14 protein-coding genes are annotated in these 15,788 nt (G+C 61.4%); 7 read left to right on the top strand and 7 right to left on the bottom strand.

The genetic code is table 11. The features are described 5' to 3' along the window. Positions 1-73: 73 nt before the first annotated feature. Positions 74-847, top strand: coding sequence for a 3-hydroxybutyrate dehydrogenase (locus ACR0EZ_RS15690; protein ID WP_480614776.1), 774 nt, complete (start codon positions 74-76; stop codon positions 845-847). 64 nt (positions 848-911) lie between these two features. After that, positions 912-1,937 carry a patatin-like phospholipase family protein gene (locus tag ACR0EZ_RS15695; RefSeq protein ID WP_480614779.1) on the top strand — a complete coding sequence of 342 codons (1,026 nt, stop codon included), beginning with the start codon at positions 912-914 and terminating at the stop codon, positions 1,935-1,937. On the opposite strand, the gene ACR0EZ_RS15700 is transcribed toward ACR0EZ_RS15695, so the two are convergent. The 3 genes from ACR0EZ_RS15700 to ACR0EZ_RS15710 form a co-directional block, all read right to left on the bottom strand. Next, positions 1,938-2,615: a DUF502 domain-containing protein gene (locus ACR0EZ_RS15700; RefSeq protein ID WP_480614782.1), complete on the bottom strand. Its 678-nt coding sequence runs from the start codon at positions 2,613-2,615 to the stop codon at positions 1,938-1,940. A 64-nt stretch (positions 2,616-2,679) separates the two neighbouring features. Next, positions 2,680-3,591, bottom strand: coding sequence for a pseudouridine-5'-phosphate glycosidase (locus ACR0EZ_RS15705; RefSeq protein ID WP_480614785.1), 912 nt, complete (start codon positions 3,589-3,591; stop codon positions 2,680-2,682). Next, complete coding sequence (locus tag ACR0EZ_RS15710; RefSeq protein ID WP_480614788.1) at positions 3,588-4,481, bottom strand: PfkB family carbohydrate kinase; 894 nt, start codon at positions 4,479-4,481, stop codon at positions 3,588-3,590. The genes ACR0EZ_RS15705 and ACR0EZ_RS15710 overlap by 4 nt, the downstream gene beginning before the upstream one ends. A gap of 158 nt (positions 4,482-4,639) precedes the next feature. Between ACR0EZ_RS15710 and ACR0EZ_RS15715 the strand changes: the two genes are divergently transcribed. Beyond that, the gene (locus tag ACR0EZ_RS15715) at positions 4,640-5,773 is read left to right on the top strand and encodes a HupE/UreJ family protein (protein WP_480614791.1); all 1,134 of its coding nucleotides are present in this window, start codon (positions 4,640-4,642) and stop codon (positions 5,771-5,773) included. Here ACR0EZ_RS15715 and ACR0EZ_RS15720 read toward each other — a convergent pair. Next, positions 5,770-6,390, bottom strand: coding sequence for a thiamine phosphate synthase (locus ACR0EZ_RS15720; protein WP_480614794.1), 621 nt, complete (start codon positions 6,388-6,390; stop codon positions 5,770-5,772). The genes ACR0EZ_RS15715 and ACR0EZ_RS15720 overlap by 4 nt on opposite strands. Positions 6,391-6,554: 164 nt before the next feature. On the opposite strand from ACR0EZ_RS15720, the gene ACR0EZ_RS15725 reads away from it, so the two are divergent. The 3 genes from ACR0EZ_RS15725 to ACR0EZ_RS15735 all read left to right on the top strand — a co-directional run bounded on the left by ACR0EZ_RS15725 (position 6,555) and on the right by ACR0EZ_RS15735 (position 9,988). Then, positions 6,555-7,298, top strand: a complete 744-nt coding sequence (locus ACR0EZ_RS15725; protein ID WP_480614796.1) for an RNA methyltransferase — start codon at positions 6,555-6,557, stop codon at positions 7,296-7,298. 70 nt (positions 7,299-7,368) lie between these two features. After that, entirely contained in the window at positions 7,369-8,514 is a 1,146-nt protein-coding gene (ctaA, locus tag ACR0EZ_RS15730) for a heme A synthase (RefSeq protein WP_480614799.1), read from the top strand. Positions 8,515-8,518: 4 nt separating this feature from the next. Beyond that, positions 8,519-9,988 (top strand): carboxypeptidase M32, encoded by a 1,470-nt coding sequence (locus ACR0EZ_RS15735; RefSeq protein ID WP_480614802.1) that lies wholly within the window; start codon positions 8,519-8,521, stop codon positions 9,986-9,988. 10 nt (positions 9,989-9,998) lie between these two features. Here ACR0EZ_RS15735 and ACR0EZ_RS15740 read toward each other — a convergent pair whose 3' ends face one another. Together ACR0EZ_RS15740 and gyrA are read right to left on the bottom strand one after the other, a co-directional pair. Beyond that, positions 9,999-10,808 (bottom strand): M90 family metallopeptidase, encoded by an 810-nt coding sequence (locus ACR0EZ_RS15740; RefSeq protein ID WP_480614805.1) that lies wholly within the window; start codon positions 10,806-10,808, stop codon positions 9,999-10,001. A gap of 79 nt (positions 10,809-10,887) precedes the next feature. Beyond that, positions 10,888-13,611, bottom strand: a complete 2,724-nt coding sequence (gyrA, locus tag ACR0EZ_RS15745; RefSeq protein ID WP_480614807.1) for a DNA gyrase subunit A — start codon at positions 13,609-13,611, stop codon at positions 10,888-10,890. A 194-nt stretch (positions 13,612-13,805) separates the two neighbouring features. Between gyrA and ACR0EZ_RS15750 the strand changes: the two genes are divergently transcribed. After that, positions 13,806-14,075 carry an usg protein gene (locus ACR0EZ_RS15750; RefSeq protein ID WP_480614810.1) on the top strand — a complete coding sequence of 90 codons (270 nt, stop codon included), beginning with the start codon at positions 13,806-13,808 and terminating at the stop codon, positions 14,073-14,075. Between the two features lie 4 nt (positions 14,076-14,079). Here the strand turns inward: ACR0EZ_RS15750 and ACR0EZ_RS15755 are convergent, their stop codons facing one another. Continuing rightward, entirely contained in the window at positions 14,080-15,633 is a 1,554-nt protein-coding gene (locus tag ACR0EZ_RS15755) for a caspase family protein (protein ID WP_480614813.1), read from the bottom strand. Positions 15,634-15,788 lie beyond the last annotated feature (155 nt).

Raw genomic sequence — 15,788 nt, forward strand, 5'->3', positions numbered from 1 at the left:
ACGTAGTTCCCCGTTTTCTTTGCAGGTGCAGCATGGCACTGTAGCGCAGACAGAATGCAGAGGGAGAGCGGTCATGAGCCTGTCTGGAAGAACGGCAATCATCACGGGGTCAAATTCGGGGATTGGACTTGGGGTTGCGCGGGAGCTGGCGAAAGCCGGGGCCGATGTGGTTTTGAACTCGTTCACGGATCGCGAGGAAGATCATGCGCTGGCCGCCGAGATCGCGCAGGAGACCGGAACGAACGCGCGCTACATCAAGGCGGACATGTCAAAGGGTGACGAGTGCCGCGCACTGATCGAACAGGCCGGGGCCTGCGATATTCTGGTCAACAACGCGGGTATCCAGCACGTTTCGCCGATCGACCAGTTTCCGGTCGACAAGTGGGACGCGATCATCGCGATCAACATGAACTCGGCCTTTCACACCACGGCGGCGGCGCTGCCGATGATGCGGGACAAGGGCTGGGGCCGGATCGTCAACATCGCTTCGGCACATGGTCTGACGGCGTCGCCCTTCAAGGCGGCTTATATCGCGGCCAAGCACGGGGTTGTCGGTATGACGAAATCCGTGGCGCTGGAAACCGCGCAGGAACCGATCACCTGCAACGCGATCTGTCCGGGTTATGTGCTGACACCTCTGGTCGAGGCGCAGATTCCCAACACGATGAAGGAATACAACATGAGCCGCGAGGATGTGGTCAAAAACATCCTGCTGGAACGGCAACCGTCGAAAGAGTTCGCAACCGTCGAACAACTGGGCGGGACAACTGTGTTCCTGTGCTCGGACGCGGCGGCGCAGATTACCGGGACGACGATTTCCGTAGATGGCGGCTGGACGGCGTTGTGATGTTCCGTGGGGGCGCTGCCCCCACACCCCCGGAGTATTTCGGAAAAGATGAAGGGGCGGTTCAATGAAACGGATCAATCTGGCCTTGCAGGGCGGCGGGGCGCATGGGGCCTTCACTTGGGGTGTTTTGGATAGGCTGTTGGATGAAGAAGACATTGAGGTTGCCGCGATCACCGGAACCTCGGCCGGAGCGCTGAATGGCGCGGCTTTCAAGTCCGGGATGGTCCACAACGGGCGTGACGGCGCGCGGGCGCGGTTGAACGAGGTCTGGAAGCGGATGGGCGCGATTGGCGACATGCGCATTGCCAACTGGTTCCGCGGCATCGAGCCCGCCCATATCGCGCAGGCTATGGAGTATTCGCTGCCGTTTTCCATAGGCGACGCATGGTCGCGGATGGTGTCGCCCTATGCTTACGGGCCGTTTTATTCGAACCCGCTGGAATCTGTCGTGGACCGGTTCAACTTTGACGAGGTTTGTGCCGATCAGGGCCCGCAGCTGTTTGTCTGCGCCACCTGCGTGCGCAGCGGCAAGATCCGGGTGTTTACCGGTGACGAGATTTCGACCCAGGCAATTTTGGCCTCGGCCTGTTTGCCGACCCTGTTCAAGGCGGTCGAAATCTACGATCCGGAAACTCAGAGGACCGAGGCGTATTGGGATGGCGGCTATACCGGCAACCCGGCACTGTACCCTTTGTTTAACGACGCTCTGCCAGACGATGTGGTGATCGTGAACATCAATCCGTTGGAGCGGGACGAGCTTCCGGTCACGCCACAGCAGATACAGAACCGGATCAACGAGATCAGCTTCAACTCATCGCTGTTCCGCGAACTGCGCGCGATCAACTTCGTTCAGCGCCTGTTGGAAGAAGGTAAGCTGAAAGCCGGTGAGATGAGCCGGGTTCTGGTTCATATGATTGCGGATAACGAGTTGATGAACAACCTGTCGGTCGCCACCAAAACCGTTCCAAACCCGGTGATCCTGCACAAGCTCAAGAAGGCCGGGCGGGACGCGGCGGATGGGTTTTTGATCCGACACAAGGATGATCTGGGGCAGAACAGCACCGTCGATTTGCCGGCGATGTTCGGCTGATCACTCGGGCGGTTGCGTCGGGTCTTTGTCGTTGGGGTAAACCAGACCGGCTGAGATCACCAGCTTGGCGGCCTCTTCAATGGTCATGTCCAGAAGGATGACATCTTCGGCGGGGAAGAACAGCAGAAAGCCCGATGTTGGGTTGGGCGTGGTTGGCACGAAGACGCTCAGCAGCTCTCCGGCTGTTTCGGCCCGCTCGCTGACTTCGCCCCGTGCCGTGGTCGAGACGAAGCCGATCGCCCAGATTCCCCGGCGCGGGTACTGGATCAGGCAGGCTTTTTCAAAAGACCGTTCCGTCTGGGCAAAGACCGTCTCGGATATCTGCTTGATCCCGGAATAGACCGAGCGGACGACGGGCATCCGGTCCACCAGGCTTTCGGTGAAGGAAATGAAGGACCGGCCCAGAATGCCCTTGGCAATCCAGCCCACCAGGATCGTGAAGATCAGGAAGATGACAACGCCAACGCCGCGCAGATTTATGCCCACGTATTCGTGAGGCTGGAACCTTTGCGGCACCAAAGGCAGAACCGCGCTGTCGATCCAGCCGACGACCGACCAGATCAGCCATATCGTCAGCCAGACCGGCGCAATGACGACGATGCCCGTCAGAAAGGATGCGCGCAGCCTTGAAAACAGGCCGGGGCGGCGGTGAGGCTCTTCGTCGAAGGGTGTGTTCATTGCGCTTCCGAGTGGTTTGCGGAATTAGGTAAGCAATCCGGGGCGTTGGTACAATAGGGCAGGTTTACACACCATTCACCAGTGATTTGGCAATCCCGGCCGCCAGACGCGCGTTGTTGCGCACCAGCGCGATATTGGCGGTCAGGGAACGGCCCTGAGTCAGTTCGAAAATTCGTTGCAGCAGATAGGGCGTGACGGCCTTGCCGGTGATCCGGTGCTTGTCGGCATCGGCCTGGGCCGAGGCGATGATCGGGGCCAGTTCCTCGGCTGCGATCTGATCTTCTGCGGGGATCGGATTGGCGACAAGTTGACCGCCGGGCAGTCCCAGCGCGCGGCGGGTTGCGTGGGCTTTGGCAATCGCCTCGGCGCTGTCCATGCGCAGCGGGGCGCTGTAAGGCGATTTGGCCGACCAGAAGGCCGGGAACTCGTCCTGACCGTAAGCAATGACCGGGACGCCCAGTGTTTCCAGCACCTCAAGCGTTTTGGCGAGGTCCAGGATCGCCTTGGCACCCGCCGCGACCACCGTCACAGGGGTTTGGCCCAGTTCGTGCAGGTCAGCCGAGATATCGAATGAAGTTTCAGCCCCCTGATGCACACCGCCGATGCCGCCGGTGGCAAATACTTCGATCCCCGCGTAATCCGCGGCGATCATGGTGGCTGCCACGGTTGTCGCCCCGGTGCCGCCGGTCGAAATGCAGGCGGCCATGTCCGCGCGCGAGATTTTGGCGACGCCCTGCGCCTTCCCAAGCGCTTTCAACTGATCCGCCTCAAGGCCGACATTCAGCACGCCGTCAATCACTGCCATCGTGGCCGGAACGGCCCCTGCATCGCGGATGTCTTGCTCGACCCGTGCCGCGACTTCGATGTTCTGCGGATAGGGCATGCCGTGAGTGATGATGGTGCTTTCCAAAGCAACGATGGGCTGGCCTGCATCTTTGGCCGCGCGGACCTCGGCCGAGTAGTGGATGTTGATCACAGTGGGGTCTCTCCGGAAACATAGGTTGCGGCGGCGCGCAGGGCGCGTGTCAGGGCGGTTTCGTCATCCGCGCCGCTGGCTTCAGAGGCGATATGGGCCGCCATGAATGTATCCCCCGCACCTGTCACGCGGGTGACAAGCACCGAGGGGGGTGTCTGGGTCAGCACGCCGGAGGCAGCGCCGACAGTGGCCGAGTTGCCGCCATCCGTCACCAGCACGCGCAACGCGCCGCGATCCAGCAGACCCTTGGCGGCGCCTTCGGAATCCGCGAACTCGCGCTGGCACAACAACCCGGCCTCTTCCAGGTTCACATACAGCGTCGCGCGGGCGTGTTTCAAAAACGGCAACAACCGCTCGGCCTTGCCGGGAGAGGCCGGGGCGACCCGCAGATCGGCGCGGGCGAAGGCCGGGCTTTGCGCAATCTCTTCCAGCAGGGTCTGGGTCAAGTTGCCGTCCAGCGCTATCGGGCCTTCGAACGGGGTGTTTTCGTAACCAAGTGGCCCATGCATCAGAGGGCGCAGGATTTTCGCCCCCGCAGCCTCAAGCGAATGGGCGTCGGCGATTGCGGCGATCAGGCCGTTGGCCCCTTCGACCGCCATATAGCGGTCGGTGGGCAGGTCTTGCGAGCGGTAGATGTGGTCGGTCACCATGCCCAGCCGGGCGCAGGCGTGCACAAGCTCATCGCCTTCGGGGTCGCGGCCAATGGCGGTCAGCAGCGTCGGGGTCATGCCGAACCGAACCAGAGTCATGGCGATGTTCATGGCCACACCACCGGGCAGGCGGGTAATGCGCCCGGGCACGTCGGACCCCTGCCGCATGGCGCTGGCCGAACGCCCGATCACGTCCCACAGGACAGACCCGATACACAGGATTTCGCTGTTCTTCGTCATGGCGCAGTCATGCCGCAGCCCCGGTGCCCGTGCAAGGGCCAACCGGCGCGGCTTTGCAGAATCCCGGCCATGGCCATTTTGACTTGCCATCCTTTGGAAACGGTTGAACTATCGTTGCAAATGATTGGAATTTTGATTTATTTGGTGGAGAGATTTTGATGACGGGTGGTGTCATTTCGACCATCCTCAAGCGCATCTCGGTTTTTCTGTTTGGTTTTTTCGCGGCCTTTGCAGCGCTTCCGGAACAAGGCGATGCGCAAAGTTCGGGGCCGACGGTCATTGATTTCTGGACCAAATCCGACACGCTGTTTCTGGAACTCAGCCTGAACGCCGAGGCGCTTTTGGCCGGGATTGACCCGACCGCGCCTGCAGATACCGCGCAATATCGAAATCTGCGCAAGCTGGTGTCCTCGGAACTGGAACCGCAGATCAGAGAGTTTGTCCTGCCGTGGATGCAAACTTTGCAGGTCACTGCAGCAGGGCCGGTTGCGCTTGCCTATGAAGGGGTGCGTATTCCGGTTGTTGGCGATCCGCAGACTGCACGGATTTCAAAACTGCTCCTGACCGGCGCGCTGCCTGATGGGGCGGCAAACCTGCGGCTGCACTGGCCCGAGGGGTTTGGGCCCGCCGTTTTGCGGCAACAGAATGTCTCGGCCCCTTACACCGCCTATCTTGCCGCCGGAGAGACCAGCCCCCTGATACCGCTGCGTGGCGGGGCTTCGCTGAGCGTGGAACAGACGCTGCAGGTGTTCTTTGCAGAAGGGGTCAAGCGCGTCTTTCCGGATGGGCCTCGGTTGATCCTGCTTGCCCTGACGCTGGTATTCCTGTCGCTGAACGTCCGGGCGGTGTTAACCCAGTTGGTGGCTCTGTCTTTGGGGGTTTTGGGTGGCCTCGTGGTGATAGTCTACGAGGTCACGACGATTCCACCCGTCATCGACGCGCAAACTCTTACCGCAGCCATTGTGGCTCTGGCACTCTGGAACCTTGTTTGGCGACGTTTGCAGATCTGGCGGGTGCTGGCGGTTTTGGTCGTCGGGCTGGCTGTCGGTTTTGGATTGGCACAGTCTCTTGCCGCGGTCGGGGTGCCACCGGATCATCTGCCCCCGGCCATTCTGGGATATTGGGCCGGGGTCGTGGGGGCGAGTATTGCGATAGCCTTGGGTGTGTTTGCCGTTGCGTACCTGATCTCCGGTAACTCACACCGGTTGCGCGGCCGTATCTCGGTTCTGGCCTCGATGCTTATCGCTGGCGTCGGCGTCTACTGGATCGTCAAGCCGTTTCTGTTTGCCTAGGACATCGCGGAAATCAGCGATTTCAACGCGGACAGAGGATCGTCGCCGGACCAGATTTCATCCCCGATGCCGAAGAAATCGGTGCAGGGGGCAAGATCGCGGATCAGGTCAGGCGTCAGTCCGCCTTCGGCCACGACGGGCACCTCGATCATCTCGGACCACCATTGAAACAGGTCTTTTTCGGCCAGCGTTCCATCGCCCAGCGACGAGGCCGCGACCGGACCGAAGGCGACATAATCCACGCCAATCTCGCCAGCCGTCATACCGTCATGACTGGAAGCTCCGCAGAAACTGCCGACGATGGCATCCGCGCCCAGCTCTTTCCGCGCGGCCCGGACCGAGCGCGCCGCGTCGTCCAGATGCACGCCATCCAGCCCCAGCCGCTGCGCCAGCAGGACATGGTTCGAGATCACCAACGCCACATCGCGCGCATGCGCCACCTCGCGACAGGCATCGGCGGCGCGGGCAATGGTGTCTTCGTCGCTGCCCGCCAGCGCCAGACGGATACACGCGATCTCGGCCCCGTCCAGAACGCGGGCCAGTTGATCGGGGAAGCTGCTCAGCTGGATCGTCGGAGGCGTGATCAGGTAAATCTGCGGCTGCTCGGGGGTGTCCATTTGCGCGTCCTTCGGCTTTCAGTCTTTGGCGCGGTTTAGCGGATTGCGCGGGGGAAGCAAACTTTTAAGCCTGCCGAGCGGGTAATTGGGAACAGAAGACAATGGATCGGCTTGCTCTGACCATGCAGGCGGATTAGAGCGGGCGGGTGTTTTCGGAGTAAGCCATGCCCAGCGATACATCCCAGCCTTCTTTCGTGCTTGTGCGCCCGCAGATGGGCGAGAATATCGGCGCCGCCGCGCGGGCGATGTGGAATTTCGGGCTGGACTGGATGCGGATCGTGGCTCCGCGTGATGGCTGGCCGAACCCCAAGGCGGTGGCGATGTCCAGCGGGGCCGGACGGCTGCTGGATGAGGCGCAGTTGTTCGACGATCTGGCAGGCGCTTTGGCGGATCGCACCTATGTCTTCGCCACTACGGCGCGGCAGCGGGGCCTGACCAAGCCGGTTTTCAGCCCCGAACGCGCCATGCAGATCGCTGCGGAAAAGGTCGCGGCGGGCGAGAAGGTGGCCGTGCTGTTCGGGCCAGAACGGGCGGGGCTTGAGAATGAGGATATCGCCAAGGCGAACGCCATCATCTCGGTCCCGGTGAACCCCGAATACGCCTCGCTGAACCTTGGGCAATGCGTGTTGCTGACCGCCTATGAGTGGATGCGTCAGACCGGCGATGTGGTGCATGAGGCCACCGATCTGGGCAAGGGCGATTGGGCCACGGGGATTGAGCTCGAGAAGCTGGTCGAACATTACGAGGACCGGCTGGATGAAGCGGGGTTCTTCTACCCGCCCGAAAAGGCCGAGGGGATGAAGACCAACCTGCGCAACCTGTGGTCGCGCATGCGGATGACGCGGGCGGATGTGCAGATGCTGCACGGGATCATGCGTCAGATGGTCCGCTGGAAGGAGCGGGATTGACGGGGGCTGAGGCTGGACCTTACCCCGCCATGGCCCTAGCTTGCGGACAAATCAAGGACATGAGGACAGCATGAGCGGTAAGCGCAGCATCTTCGAAGAGGTCTCGGATACCGAAAAACAACAGGCGGTGCAGCCGGGTATGATCGACCGCGGCCGGGGCGGGGCGCGTGGTGCCATCCGCGCTTGGCTGATGATCCTGTTCGCGCTGGTCGTGGTGATGATTGCGGTGGGTGGCCTGACCCGCCTGACCGACAGCGGTCTCTCGATCACCGAGTGGCGCCCGATCACAGGGGCCATCCCGCCGATGACCGAGGCCGACTGGCAGGCCGAGTTCGACAAGTACAAAGAGATCGACCAGTGGCGCATCCAGAACCAGTGGATGGAACTGAACGATTTCAAATTCATCTACTGGTGGGAATGGGGCCATCGCCAATTGGGCCGGGTGATCGGTCTGGTCTGGGCGATCGGGTTCTTCGGCTTCCTTGTGGCGCGGAAAATCCCGACCGGATGGACAGGCAAACTGCTGATCCCGGGCCTGCTAGGCGGCGTGCAGGGCGCGGTTGGCTGGTGGATGGTCGCTTCGGGCGTGACACAGGGCGAGGGCATGATCGCCGTTGCCAGCTATCGGCTGGCGGTCCACCTTGGGCTGGCCTTCGTGATCCTCGGGTTCCTTGCGTGGTACATCTTTGAGCTGGGCCGCGAGGAGCGCGACCTGATGCAGGCCCGCCGCGCGAAAGAGGCGAAACTGTTCTCGCTTTCAACCGGCCTTCTGCATTTCACCTTTTTGCAAATACTCATTGGCGCGCTCGTTGCCGGGATCGACGCCGGCAGGTCTTACACCGACTGGCCTTGGATTGGCGGGCAAATCCTGCCGCCCGACGCGACGATGCTGGAACCGATGTGGCGGAATTTCTTCGAAAGCCCGGGTCTGGTGCAATTCATCCACCGCTGCGCCGGGTATCTGCTGCTGGTCTTTGGCGTCGTCGTCTGGCGGCGCGGCGGCACCAGCGCGCATCCGCAGACCCGCTTTGCCTTCAACGCGGCTTTTGCTGCGCTGTTGCTGCAGGTTGTGGTGGGGATCGTCACGGTCCTCTACGGTGCGCCGTGGCAGATCGCCATTCTGCACCAGTTCCTGGCGGTGGTCGTCTGGACCCTGATCCTGCGCGCGCGGTTCTTGACCGCATACCCAATTGCAACCTCGCTTCGTGGAGCCTGACCCGATGACAGCTTTTGACGACCTGATGGCGTTTCAGCGCGAAACCTCGGCCCTTGGGCAGATCGCCGGGCGATTGGGCTGGGATCAGGAAACGGTCATGCCGCGCGGCGCGGCCCCGCAGCGGGCCGAGGAAATGGCGGCGATCGAGGCGGTTCTGCACGCCCGCCGCTCCGACCCGCGCGTGGCGGAATGGCTGGAGCAGGCGGAACCCGAGGATGAAGCCGGGCGGGCGCAACTGCGCGAAATCCGCCGGTCTTACGAGCGTACCGTCAAAGTCCCGGCCGATCTGGCCAAAGCCATCGCCCGTGTCACATCTGCGGCACAGGGAACATGGGCGCAGGCCCGCGCGGCAGAGGACGTTGCCGCCTTCCTGCCGGTGCTGGAAGAGGTGGTTGCGCTCAGGCGCGAAGAAGGGGCCGCGCTGGCGCAGGGCGGCGACATTTATGACGCTCTGGTCGAGGATTATGAGCCTTACACCACCGGCACCCAGATCGCGGCGATCTTTGATCAGATGCGCCCGCGCCTTGTCGCGCTCAGAGGCGCGCTGCTGGACAGGCCCGCACCGCCCGCGCTTGACGGTGCGTTCAATGAGATGGACCAGATGCGCCTGTCCCAGAAACTGGCGACAACCTTTGGCTACGACCTGAACCGGGGGCGTGTGGACAAGGCTGTGCACCCGTTCAGCTCGGGCAGCGGCTCGGATGTTCGGATCACGACGCGAACCAGCGAGACCGATCCGTTCAACTGTTTCTACTCGACCATTCACGAGGTCGGGCACGCCGCCTATGAACAAGGGATCAACCCAGCCTATGCCCTGACGCCGCTGGGTAGCGGGGTGTCGATGGGCGTGCATGAAAGCCAAAGTCGGATTTACGAGAACCAACTGGGCCGGTCCCGCGCCTTTACCGGCTGGCTGTTCGGCCAGATGCGTGAGGTGTTCGGCGACTTCGGTATTGGTGATGCCGATACGTTCTACGCCACGGTCAACCGGGTTCACAACGGGTACATCCGGACCGAGGCGGATGAGGTGCAGTACAACCTGCACATCATGCTGCGCTTCGATCTGGAACGGGCCCTGATGGCGGGGGATCTGCAGGTCGGCGATCTGGAGGCTGCCTGGAACGACCGCTTTGCCTCCGATTTCGGCTATGCGGTCGACATGCCTTCGAACGGGTGCTTGCAGGATGTGCACTGGTCGGTCGGGCTGTTCGGCTATTTCCCGACCTATTCGCTGGGCAATGTCTATGCCGGGTGCCTGCATCAGGCGCTGCGCAAGGCCGTGCCCGATTTGGACGCGCAACTGGCGCAGGGCGATACCTCGGGCGCGACCGGATGGCTGCGCGAAAACGTGCAGCAATTCGGTGGCCTGTTCGCCCCACGCGAGGTGATAGAACGTGCGAGCGGGATAGAGCCGGGGCCCGAGCCTCTGCTTGATTACCTGGAAGCAAAGTTTGGGGCGCTTTACGGCCTTTAAGCGCCGCCTGTCAGTGCCACGACACAGGGTCCAGGCGGAACAGTCTGGACAATTGGTCGTAAACCTCCGGCGCCTCGGCTTTCAGGGCGCGGGGCCGTTCGAAGAAAACCTCGACCGAGACGGCAAAGAACTCTTCATGGCCTACCGCGCCATAGGGGTCGATGACCGTGGCATGACCGGCTTCGACGGCGCGCACATGGGCGTCGTAGGCGGTCAGGAATACACGCTCCCATTCAGCGAAACTCTGCCCCTCGCCAAGGATCGGAACACCATTTGTGCCGCCGGACAGATCGTCGATCTGATGCGCGAACTCGTGCAGCACGACGTTCTGCCCGTCGCGGTCATTCATCGCGCCCATTTTGCTGTGTGCCCAGGACAGGATCACCGGCCCGCGATCCCAGCTTTCGCCGGTGCGCACGATCTCTTTCTCGGTCACGACATACCCACTGTGGCGTTGCTGGCGGGATTTGAAGGCATTGGGGTAGATCAGGATCGTGGTCAGGTTGTCGTACCACAGATCGCTGTTCACGACGAGCAGACAGGCCTGCGCCGCTATGGAAAGTTCCATCTCTTCGGTCACGTCCAGCCCATCGCAACCGTAAAAGCGGACCTGATCCAGAAACAGGTTCACTTTGCCTTCCAAAGCGGTCCGAAAGCGTGGCGGAAGGCGTTTGATCATCGGTACTTCGGCGTCAATGACCGCCCGCTGATGGTCGGTCAAAGGCGAAGAAAGCAGCTCGGCCCGCGCCTGTTGTCTGGAACAGTAGCGGTAGCCAAAAATCCCCGCGACAAGCAGCAGAATTGCGATGAACACGTACATGCAAGAACCATAGTCGGGTCAGGCAGGGCTGAAAACCCGTGCGGCTTCATGGGTTTGTCCCACCAAGCCACACGGAAACTTATTCCTCGGCCTCTTCGTCGCCCTGATCGGCGATCCAGGCGACGCTGACGACCTCTTCACCTTTGCCGGTGTTGAAGACCTTGACCCCGCCAGCCGAGCGCGAGCGGAAGGAAATCCCGTCCACCGGCACCCGGATCGACTGGCCTTTGGAGGTGGCCAGCATGATCTGATCGTCAATCTCAACCGGGAACGAGGCGACCAGTTCGCCGCCACGCATCGCCTTGTCCATCGCGGCCACGCCCATGCCGCCGCGTCCGCGGACGGGGTAGTCGTGGCTGGAGCTCAGCTTGCCTGCGCCGCCTGCGGTGATGGTCAGGATCAAGTTCTCGGCTGCCGACATCTCGGCATAGCGTTCCTGCGTGATGGTGCCGGGTGCTGCCTCGTCCTCATCGGTTTCGCCATCATCAGCGATCCCGGCCACGGCGCGGCGCATTTTGAGGTAGGCGGCGCGTTCGTCCGGCCCGGCCTCGAAATGGCGGATTACGGACATCGAGACGACGCGGTCGCCATTGGTCAGCTTGATGCCGCGCACACCGGTCGATTTGCGGCCCTTGAATACGCGCACAGCGGTGGTCTGGAAGCGGATTGCACGGCCCGAGTTGGTGATCAGCATAACGTCGTCATCTTCGGAACAGATGCGCGCGTTGACCAGTTCCACGCCTTCGGGCAGGTCCATGGCGATCTTGCCGTTGCGCTTGACGTTGGTGAAGTCACTCAGCGCATTGCGGCGTACGTCACCCGCGCTGGTGGCAAAGACGATCTGCAGGTTTTCCCATTCTTCATCAGGCACATCGACCGGCATGATCGCGGCGATGGAAACCCCGGGCGGGATCGGCAGGATATTGACGATCGCCTTGCCCTTGCCGGTGCGCCCAGATTGCGGCAGGCGCCAGGTCTTGAGCTTGTAGACCATCCCTTCCGTGGTGAAGAACAGCAGTTGCGTATGGGTGTTGGCCACGAAGAGGGTAGTGACCACATCCTCTTCCTTGGTCTGCATTCCCGACAACCCCTTGCCACCGCGTTTCTGCGCGCGGAAATCGGCCAGCGGGGTGCGCTTGATGTAGCCGCCCGAGGTGACGGTCACGACCATATCTTCGCGCTCGATCAGGTCTTCGTCTTCCATGTCGCCGGACCAGTCGACAATCTCGGTGCGGCGCGGCACGGCGAACTGTTCGCGGACGCCGCGCAACTCATCACCGATAATCGACATGATGCGTTCGCGCGAGGACAGAATATCGAGGTATTCCTTGATCTTGGCGGCCAGTTCTTCCAGTTCGTCCGTCACCTCTTTGACGCCCAGTTGGGTCAGGCGCTGCAGGCGCAGGTCGAGGATGGCGCGGGCCTGAACCTCGGTCAGGTTGTAGGTGCCGTCGTCGTTCATCTTGGACAGAGGATCGTCGATCAGGCGCAGATAGCCTTCGATCTCAGACGCGGGCCAGCGGCGGGTCATCAGCTTTTCGCGCGCTTCGGCGGCGTCTGCCGATGAGCGGATTGTGGCGACCACTTCGTCCACGTTCGACACAGCCACGGCCAGACCGCACAGGATATGGCTGCGCTCGCGCGCTTTACGCAGATCATAGGCGGTGCGGCGGGCCACGACATCCTCGCGGAAGTCGATGAAGGACGTCAGGAATCGGCGCAGGGTCAGCTGTTCAGGCCGGCCACCGTTCAGGGCCAGCATGTTGCAGCCAAAGGATGTCTGCATCGGCGAGAAGCGATAGAGTTGGTTCAGCACCACCTCGGGCGTCGCGTCGCGTTTTAGTTCGACCACGACCCGGACGCCGTTACGGTCGGATTCGTCTTGCACGTGCGCCACGCCCTCGATGCGTTTCTCACGCACCGCTTCGGCGATCTTTTCGATCATCGAGGCTTTGTTCACCTGATACGGGATCTCATCCACGATGATCGCATAGCGGTCCTTGCGCAGCTCTTCTACGCGGGTCTTTGCGCGGATGATGACGCTGCCGCGGCCTTCCAGATAGGCCTTGCGGGCACCAGACCGGCCCAGCATGACGCCGCCGGTCGGGAAGTCAGGGCCGGGGACGTATTCGATCAGTTGTTCCGAGGTCAGGTCCGGGTCGTCGATCAGCGCCAGAGTTGCGTCGACCACTTCGCCTAAGTTGTGCGGCGGGATATTCGTGGCCATACCCACGGCGATACCACCGGCGCCATTGACCAGCATGTTCGGGAACCGGGCGGGCAGGACGGTCGGTTCCTTGTCCTTGCCGTCATAGTTGTCCTGAAAATCAACCGTCTCTTTTTCGATGTCGGCCAGCAGCGACGCGGCGGGCTTGTCCATCCGCACTTCGGTGTAACGCATGGCCGCCGGGTTATCGCCATCCATTGAGCCAAAGTTGCCCTGACCATCCAGCAGCGGCAGCGACATCGAGAAATCCTGCGCCATCCGCACCAGCGCGTCATAGATCGCGCTGTCGCCATGCGGGTGGTATTTACCCATCACGTCGCCGACAGGACGGGCCGATTTGCGGTACGCCTTGTCATGCGTGTTTCCCGTCTCGTGCATGGCGTACAAAATCCGCCGATGCACCGGTTTCAGCCCATCGCGCAAGTCGGGGATCGCGCGGGAAACGATGACCGACATCGCATAGTCCAGATAGGACGTGCGCATCTCGGATTCGATAGACACCGTCGGGCCGTCATAGACAGGGCGCTCGGGCGGGGTTTCATCCATGTTTTCTGGGGTTTCTGGCGTATCGCTCACGTAAACTGCCCGATCTTTGGCTTGGGTCTATATCTTGTGGATGCACCTTATCAGACCCGGCACATAAGGTGCAAGCAAGCAACCAAACCGGAGGCGACTATCATTGTTCACGTAACGTTAACACATTGTTTTAATAAGAGTTAGACCGGTTTCGTGCTAGGCTGAAGAGACCTTGAATGAATTTGGAGGTCTGAATGGAGCAAAGCGAAACAGAATTAATGCTCAAAGGGTACGGGCTGACGACGGCGGAATTCTTTTATCACATGCCCGATTACATTCACGTATTGAACACGTTCATCTGGCAGGATTACGATCTGGCGCCGGACCATCCAAAGCTGTTCGATTTCATCGATTTCTGGCAAAGAGAGATCGAAGGACCGTTGCATTCGGTCCGCTTCACCCACCGCAAGATGATCGCGCCCGGGGAATGGCGCAACATGGTGGGTGAGTTTCGGGTGAGCTAGGCCTTTAGCCAACGCGCCAGGCGTAAACCGAACACCCGGTTGAGCCTTGTCCGGTAAAGCTGTTGCCGTCCTCGGCCAGCCTGCCGCGCCAATTGACGGTGATCGCGGGGAAGTAATCCGTTCCGTTCAATTCCTGTTCGTTCAGGTAGACCACCGTGTTTGCCTTTTGACCCAGAGAGTCTGTCAGATTGCCGGTGTATTTGTTGTCACCCGCGCGGGTGTAGTGTACCGATCCCGTTACCTTGACCACGAGGGCGCAGGTTGCCTTGAAACTCCAGCTTCCGGTCAGTGACAAGGCGGATGTCCCAGTGGTCCGGGTCGCCGTTGTAGTCGGTGCCGGTGCGGTACAAATGGTGCCGCTTTTGCTTTCCAGTTCTTCCAGAGCATGTTTGGTGCCCAGATCGTCGGCGCCGAGATTGGATTTACTGGCCTTAAGGTAGTTCGAAAACGCACGTCTGGTGCGGGGGCCCGCAACGCCATCGGCCCCACCCGCGCTGCATCCCAAGGCGTTCAGGGCGGTCTGGGTGGCGCGCATGACATCTTTTGAATCGGTGACCACTTTGGCGGCGGGCACAGGTTGCTCGGGCTTCGGCGCGGCGACAGGCTCGCCCAGACCGGCGCGCAGTTGCAGGGCGATTTCATAGGTATAATCGGTGGACTGGTCCGCATATTTCTCAAGAAACGTGTCCAGGGCCGAGGCTGTGCCAACGGACCGGGCCAGTTCCAGATCCGCGCGCATCTTTTCGACCGGTTGCGGTGCGATCTCGGCGCTGGGTGCGGTTCCGACGGCGGGGGTAAAGTAAAACTCGCCCAGCAATTCGTCATAATAGGCCGGAATCTGATTGTGCTGCACGGTTCGGGACAAATCCCGCACCTCGCGCCGAAGGTCGGCAACCATGCTGCGCAGTTCCAGCCCCGGTTCGCTCAGGCGCGGCAGCAAGGCACGGGTGAAGACCGAGTTCGGCTCGGCCTCGTCATCGTGCAGCCGGTCCAAGGCCATCTGGCCCGCACCGGCAGAGAAAATCACGAACATCCCTTGCGGCGCGTTGATCCGGCCCAACCCGCGCGTGCCGCCAATGCTGCGCCCGGCGGTGGTTTCAAACGGGTTGTCACGGCAGGCGTCGATGATGGCGATCGAGGTCCGCGCCCCGGTGGCCCGCACCCGGTCCAGCAGGTTCGACAGCGCGATGGATTCTGATTTGACGAAATCGGTCTCGCCCAGGGATGGAGTTTCGATATCGGTGGGCAGCAGATAGTTCTCGCCGTCGATTTCCACCCCGTGACCGGCGAAGAACACAAAAGCCGTATCTCCGGCCTCGAGCCGCGAGGTGAATTCGGAAATCCGCTGGTTCATGCCGCGCCGGTCAAGGTTCAGACCTTCGATGGTTTCAAACCCAAGCCCCCGAAGCCTTTGCGAAACCGCCTCGGCATCGGCCACAGCCTTTTGCAAGGTCGAAACCGAGTCGTACTGGTTGTTGCCGATGACCAGCGCCAGCCGTTCCTGCGCCCAAAGCGGCGCGGCAAGCACTGTGAACCAAATAACCCAAAACCATCTCATCCCGGCAGCCTTCTGTGCGTCAACCTAAGCGGACCATAGCGACATATCGGCCAATCGTTCAGTGATTTCGGTTACAGTCACCATTTGCGCCTTGAAAGGATGAAGGCACGCGGTTGTGGCTTTTGAAGCTGGCTAGTTTATGATCGCGCGGGACG

The organism is Ruegeria sp. AK4, from assembly GCF_056541025.1.

What these genes read in the sequence shown, in the direction of transcription:
- ACR0EZ_RS15690 (WP_480614776.1), top strand. Translation starts at nt 74, where the DNA reads ATGAGCCTGTCTGGAAGAACGGCAATCATCACGGGGTCAAATTCGGGG.
- ACR0EZ_RS15695 (WP_480614779.1), top strand. Translation starts at nt 912, where the DNA reads ATGAAACGGATCAATCTGGCCTTGCAGGGCGGCGGGGCGCATGGGGCC.
- ACR0EZ_RS15700 (WP_480614782.1), bottom strand. Translation starts at nt 2,615, where the DNA reads ATGAACACACCCTTCGACGAAGAGCCTCACCGCCGCCCCGGCCTGTTT.
- ACR0EZ_RS15710 (WP_480614788.1), bottom strand. Translation starts at nt 4,481, where the DNA reads ATGACGAAGAACAGCGAAATCCTGTGTATCGGGTCTGTCCTGTGGGAC.
- ACR0EZ_RS15715 (WP_480614791.1), top strand. Translation starts at nt 4,640, where the DNA reads ATGACGGGTGGTGTCATTTCGACCATCCTCAAGCGCATCTCGGTTTTT.
- ACR0EZ_RS15720 (WP_480614794.1), bottom strand. Translation starts at nt 6,390, where the DNA reads ATGGACACCCCCGAGCAGCCGCAGATTTACCTGATCACGCCTCCGACG.
- ACR0EZ_RS15725 (WP_480614796.1), top strand. Translation starts at nt 6,555, where the DNA reads ATGCCCAGCGATACATCCCAGCCTTCTTTCGTGCTTGTGCGCCCGCAG.
- ctaA (WP_480614799.1), top strand. Translation starts at nt 7,369, where the DNA reads ATGAGCGGTAAGCGCAGCATCTTCGAAGAGGTCTCGGATACCGAAAAA.
- ACR0EZ_RS15735 (WP_480614802.1), top strand. Translation starts at nt 8,519, where the DNA reads ATGACAGCTTTTGACGACCTGATGGCGTTTCAGCGCGAAACCTCGGCC.
- ACR0EZ_RS15740 (WP_480614805.1), bottom strand. Translation starts at nt 10,808, where the DNA reads ATGTACGTGTTCATCGCAATTCTGCTGCTTGTCGCGGGGATTTTTGGC.
- ACR0EZ_RS15750 (WP_480614810.1), top strand. Translation starts at nt 13,806, where the DNA reads ATGGAGCAAAGCGAAACAGAATTAATGCTCAAAGGGTACGGGCTGACG.
- ACR0EZ_RS15755 (WP_480614813.1), bottom strand. Translation starts at nt 15,633, where the DNA reads ATGAGATGGTTTTGGGTTATTTGGTTCACAGTGCTTGCCGCGCCGCTT.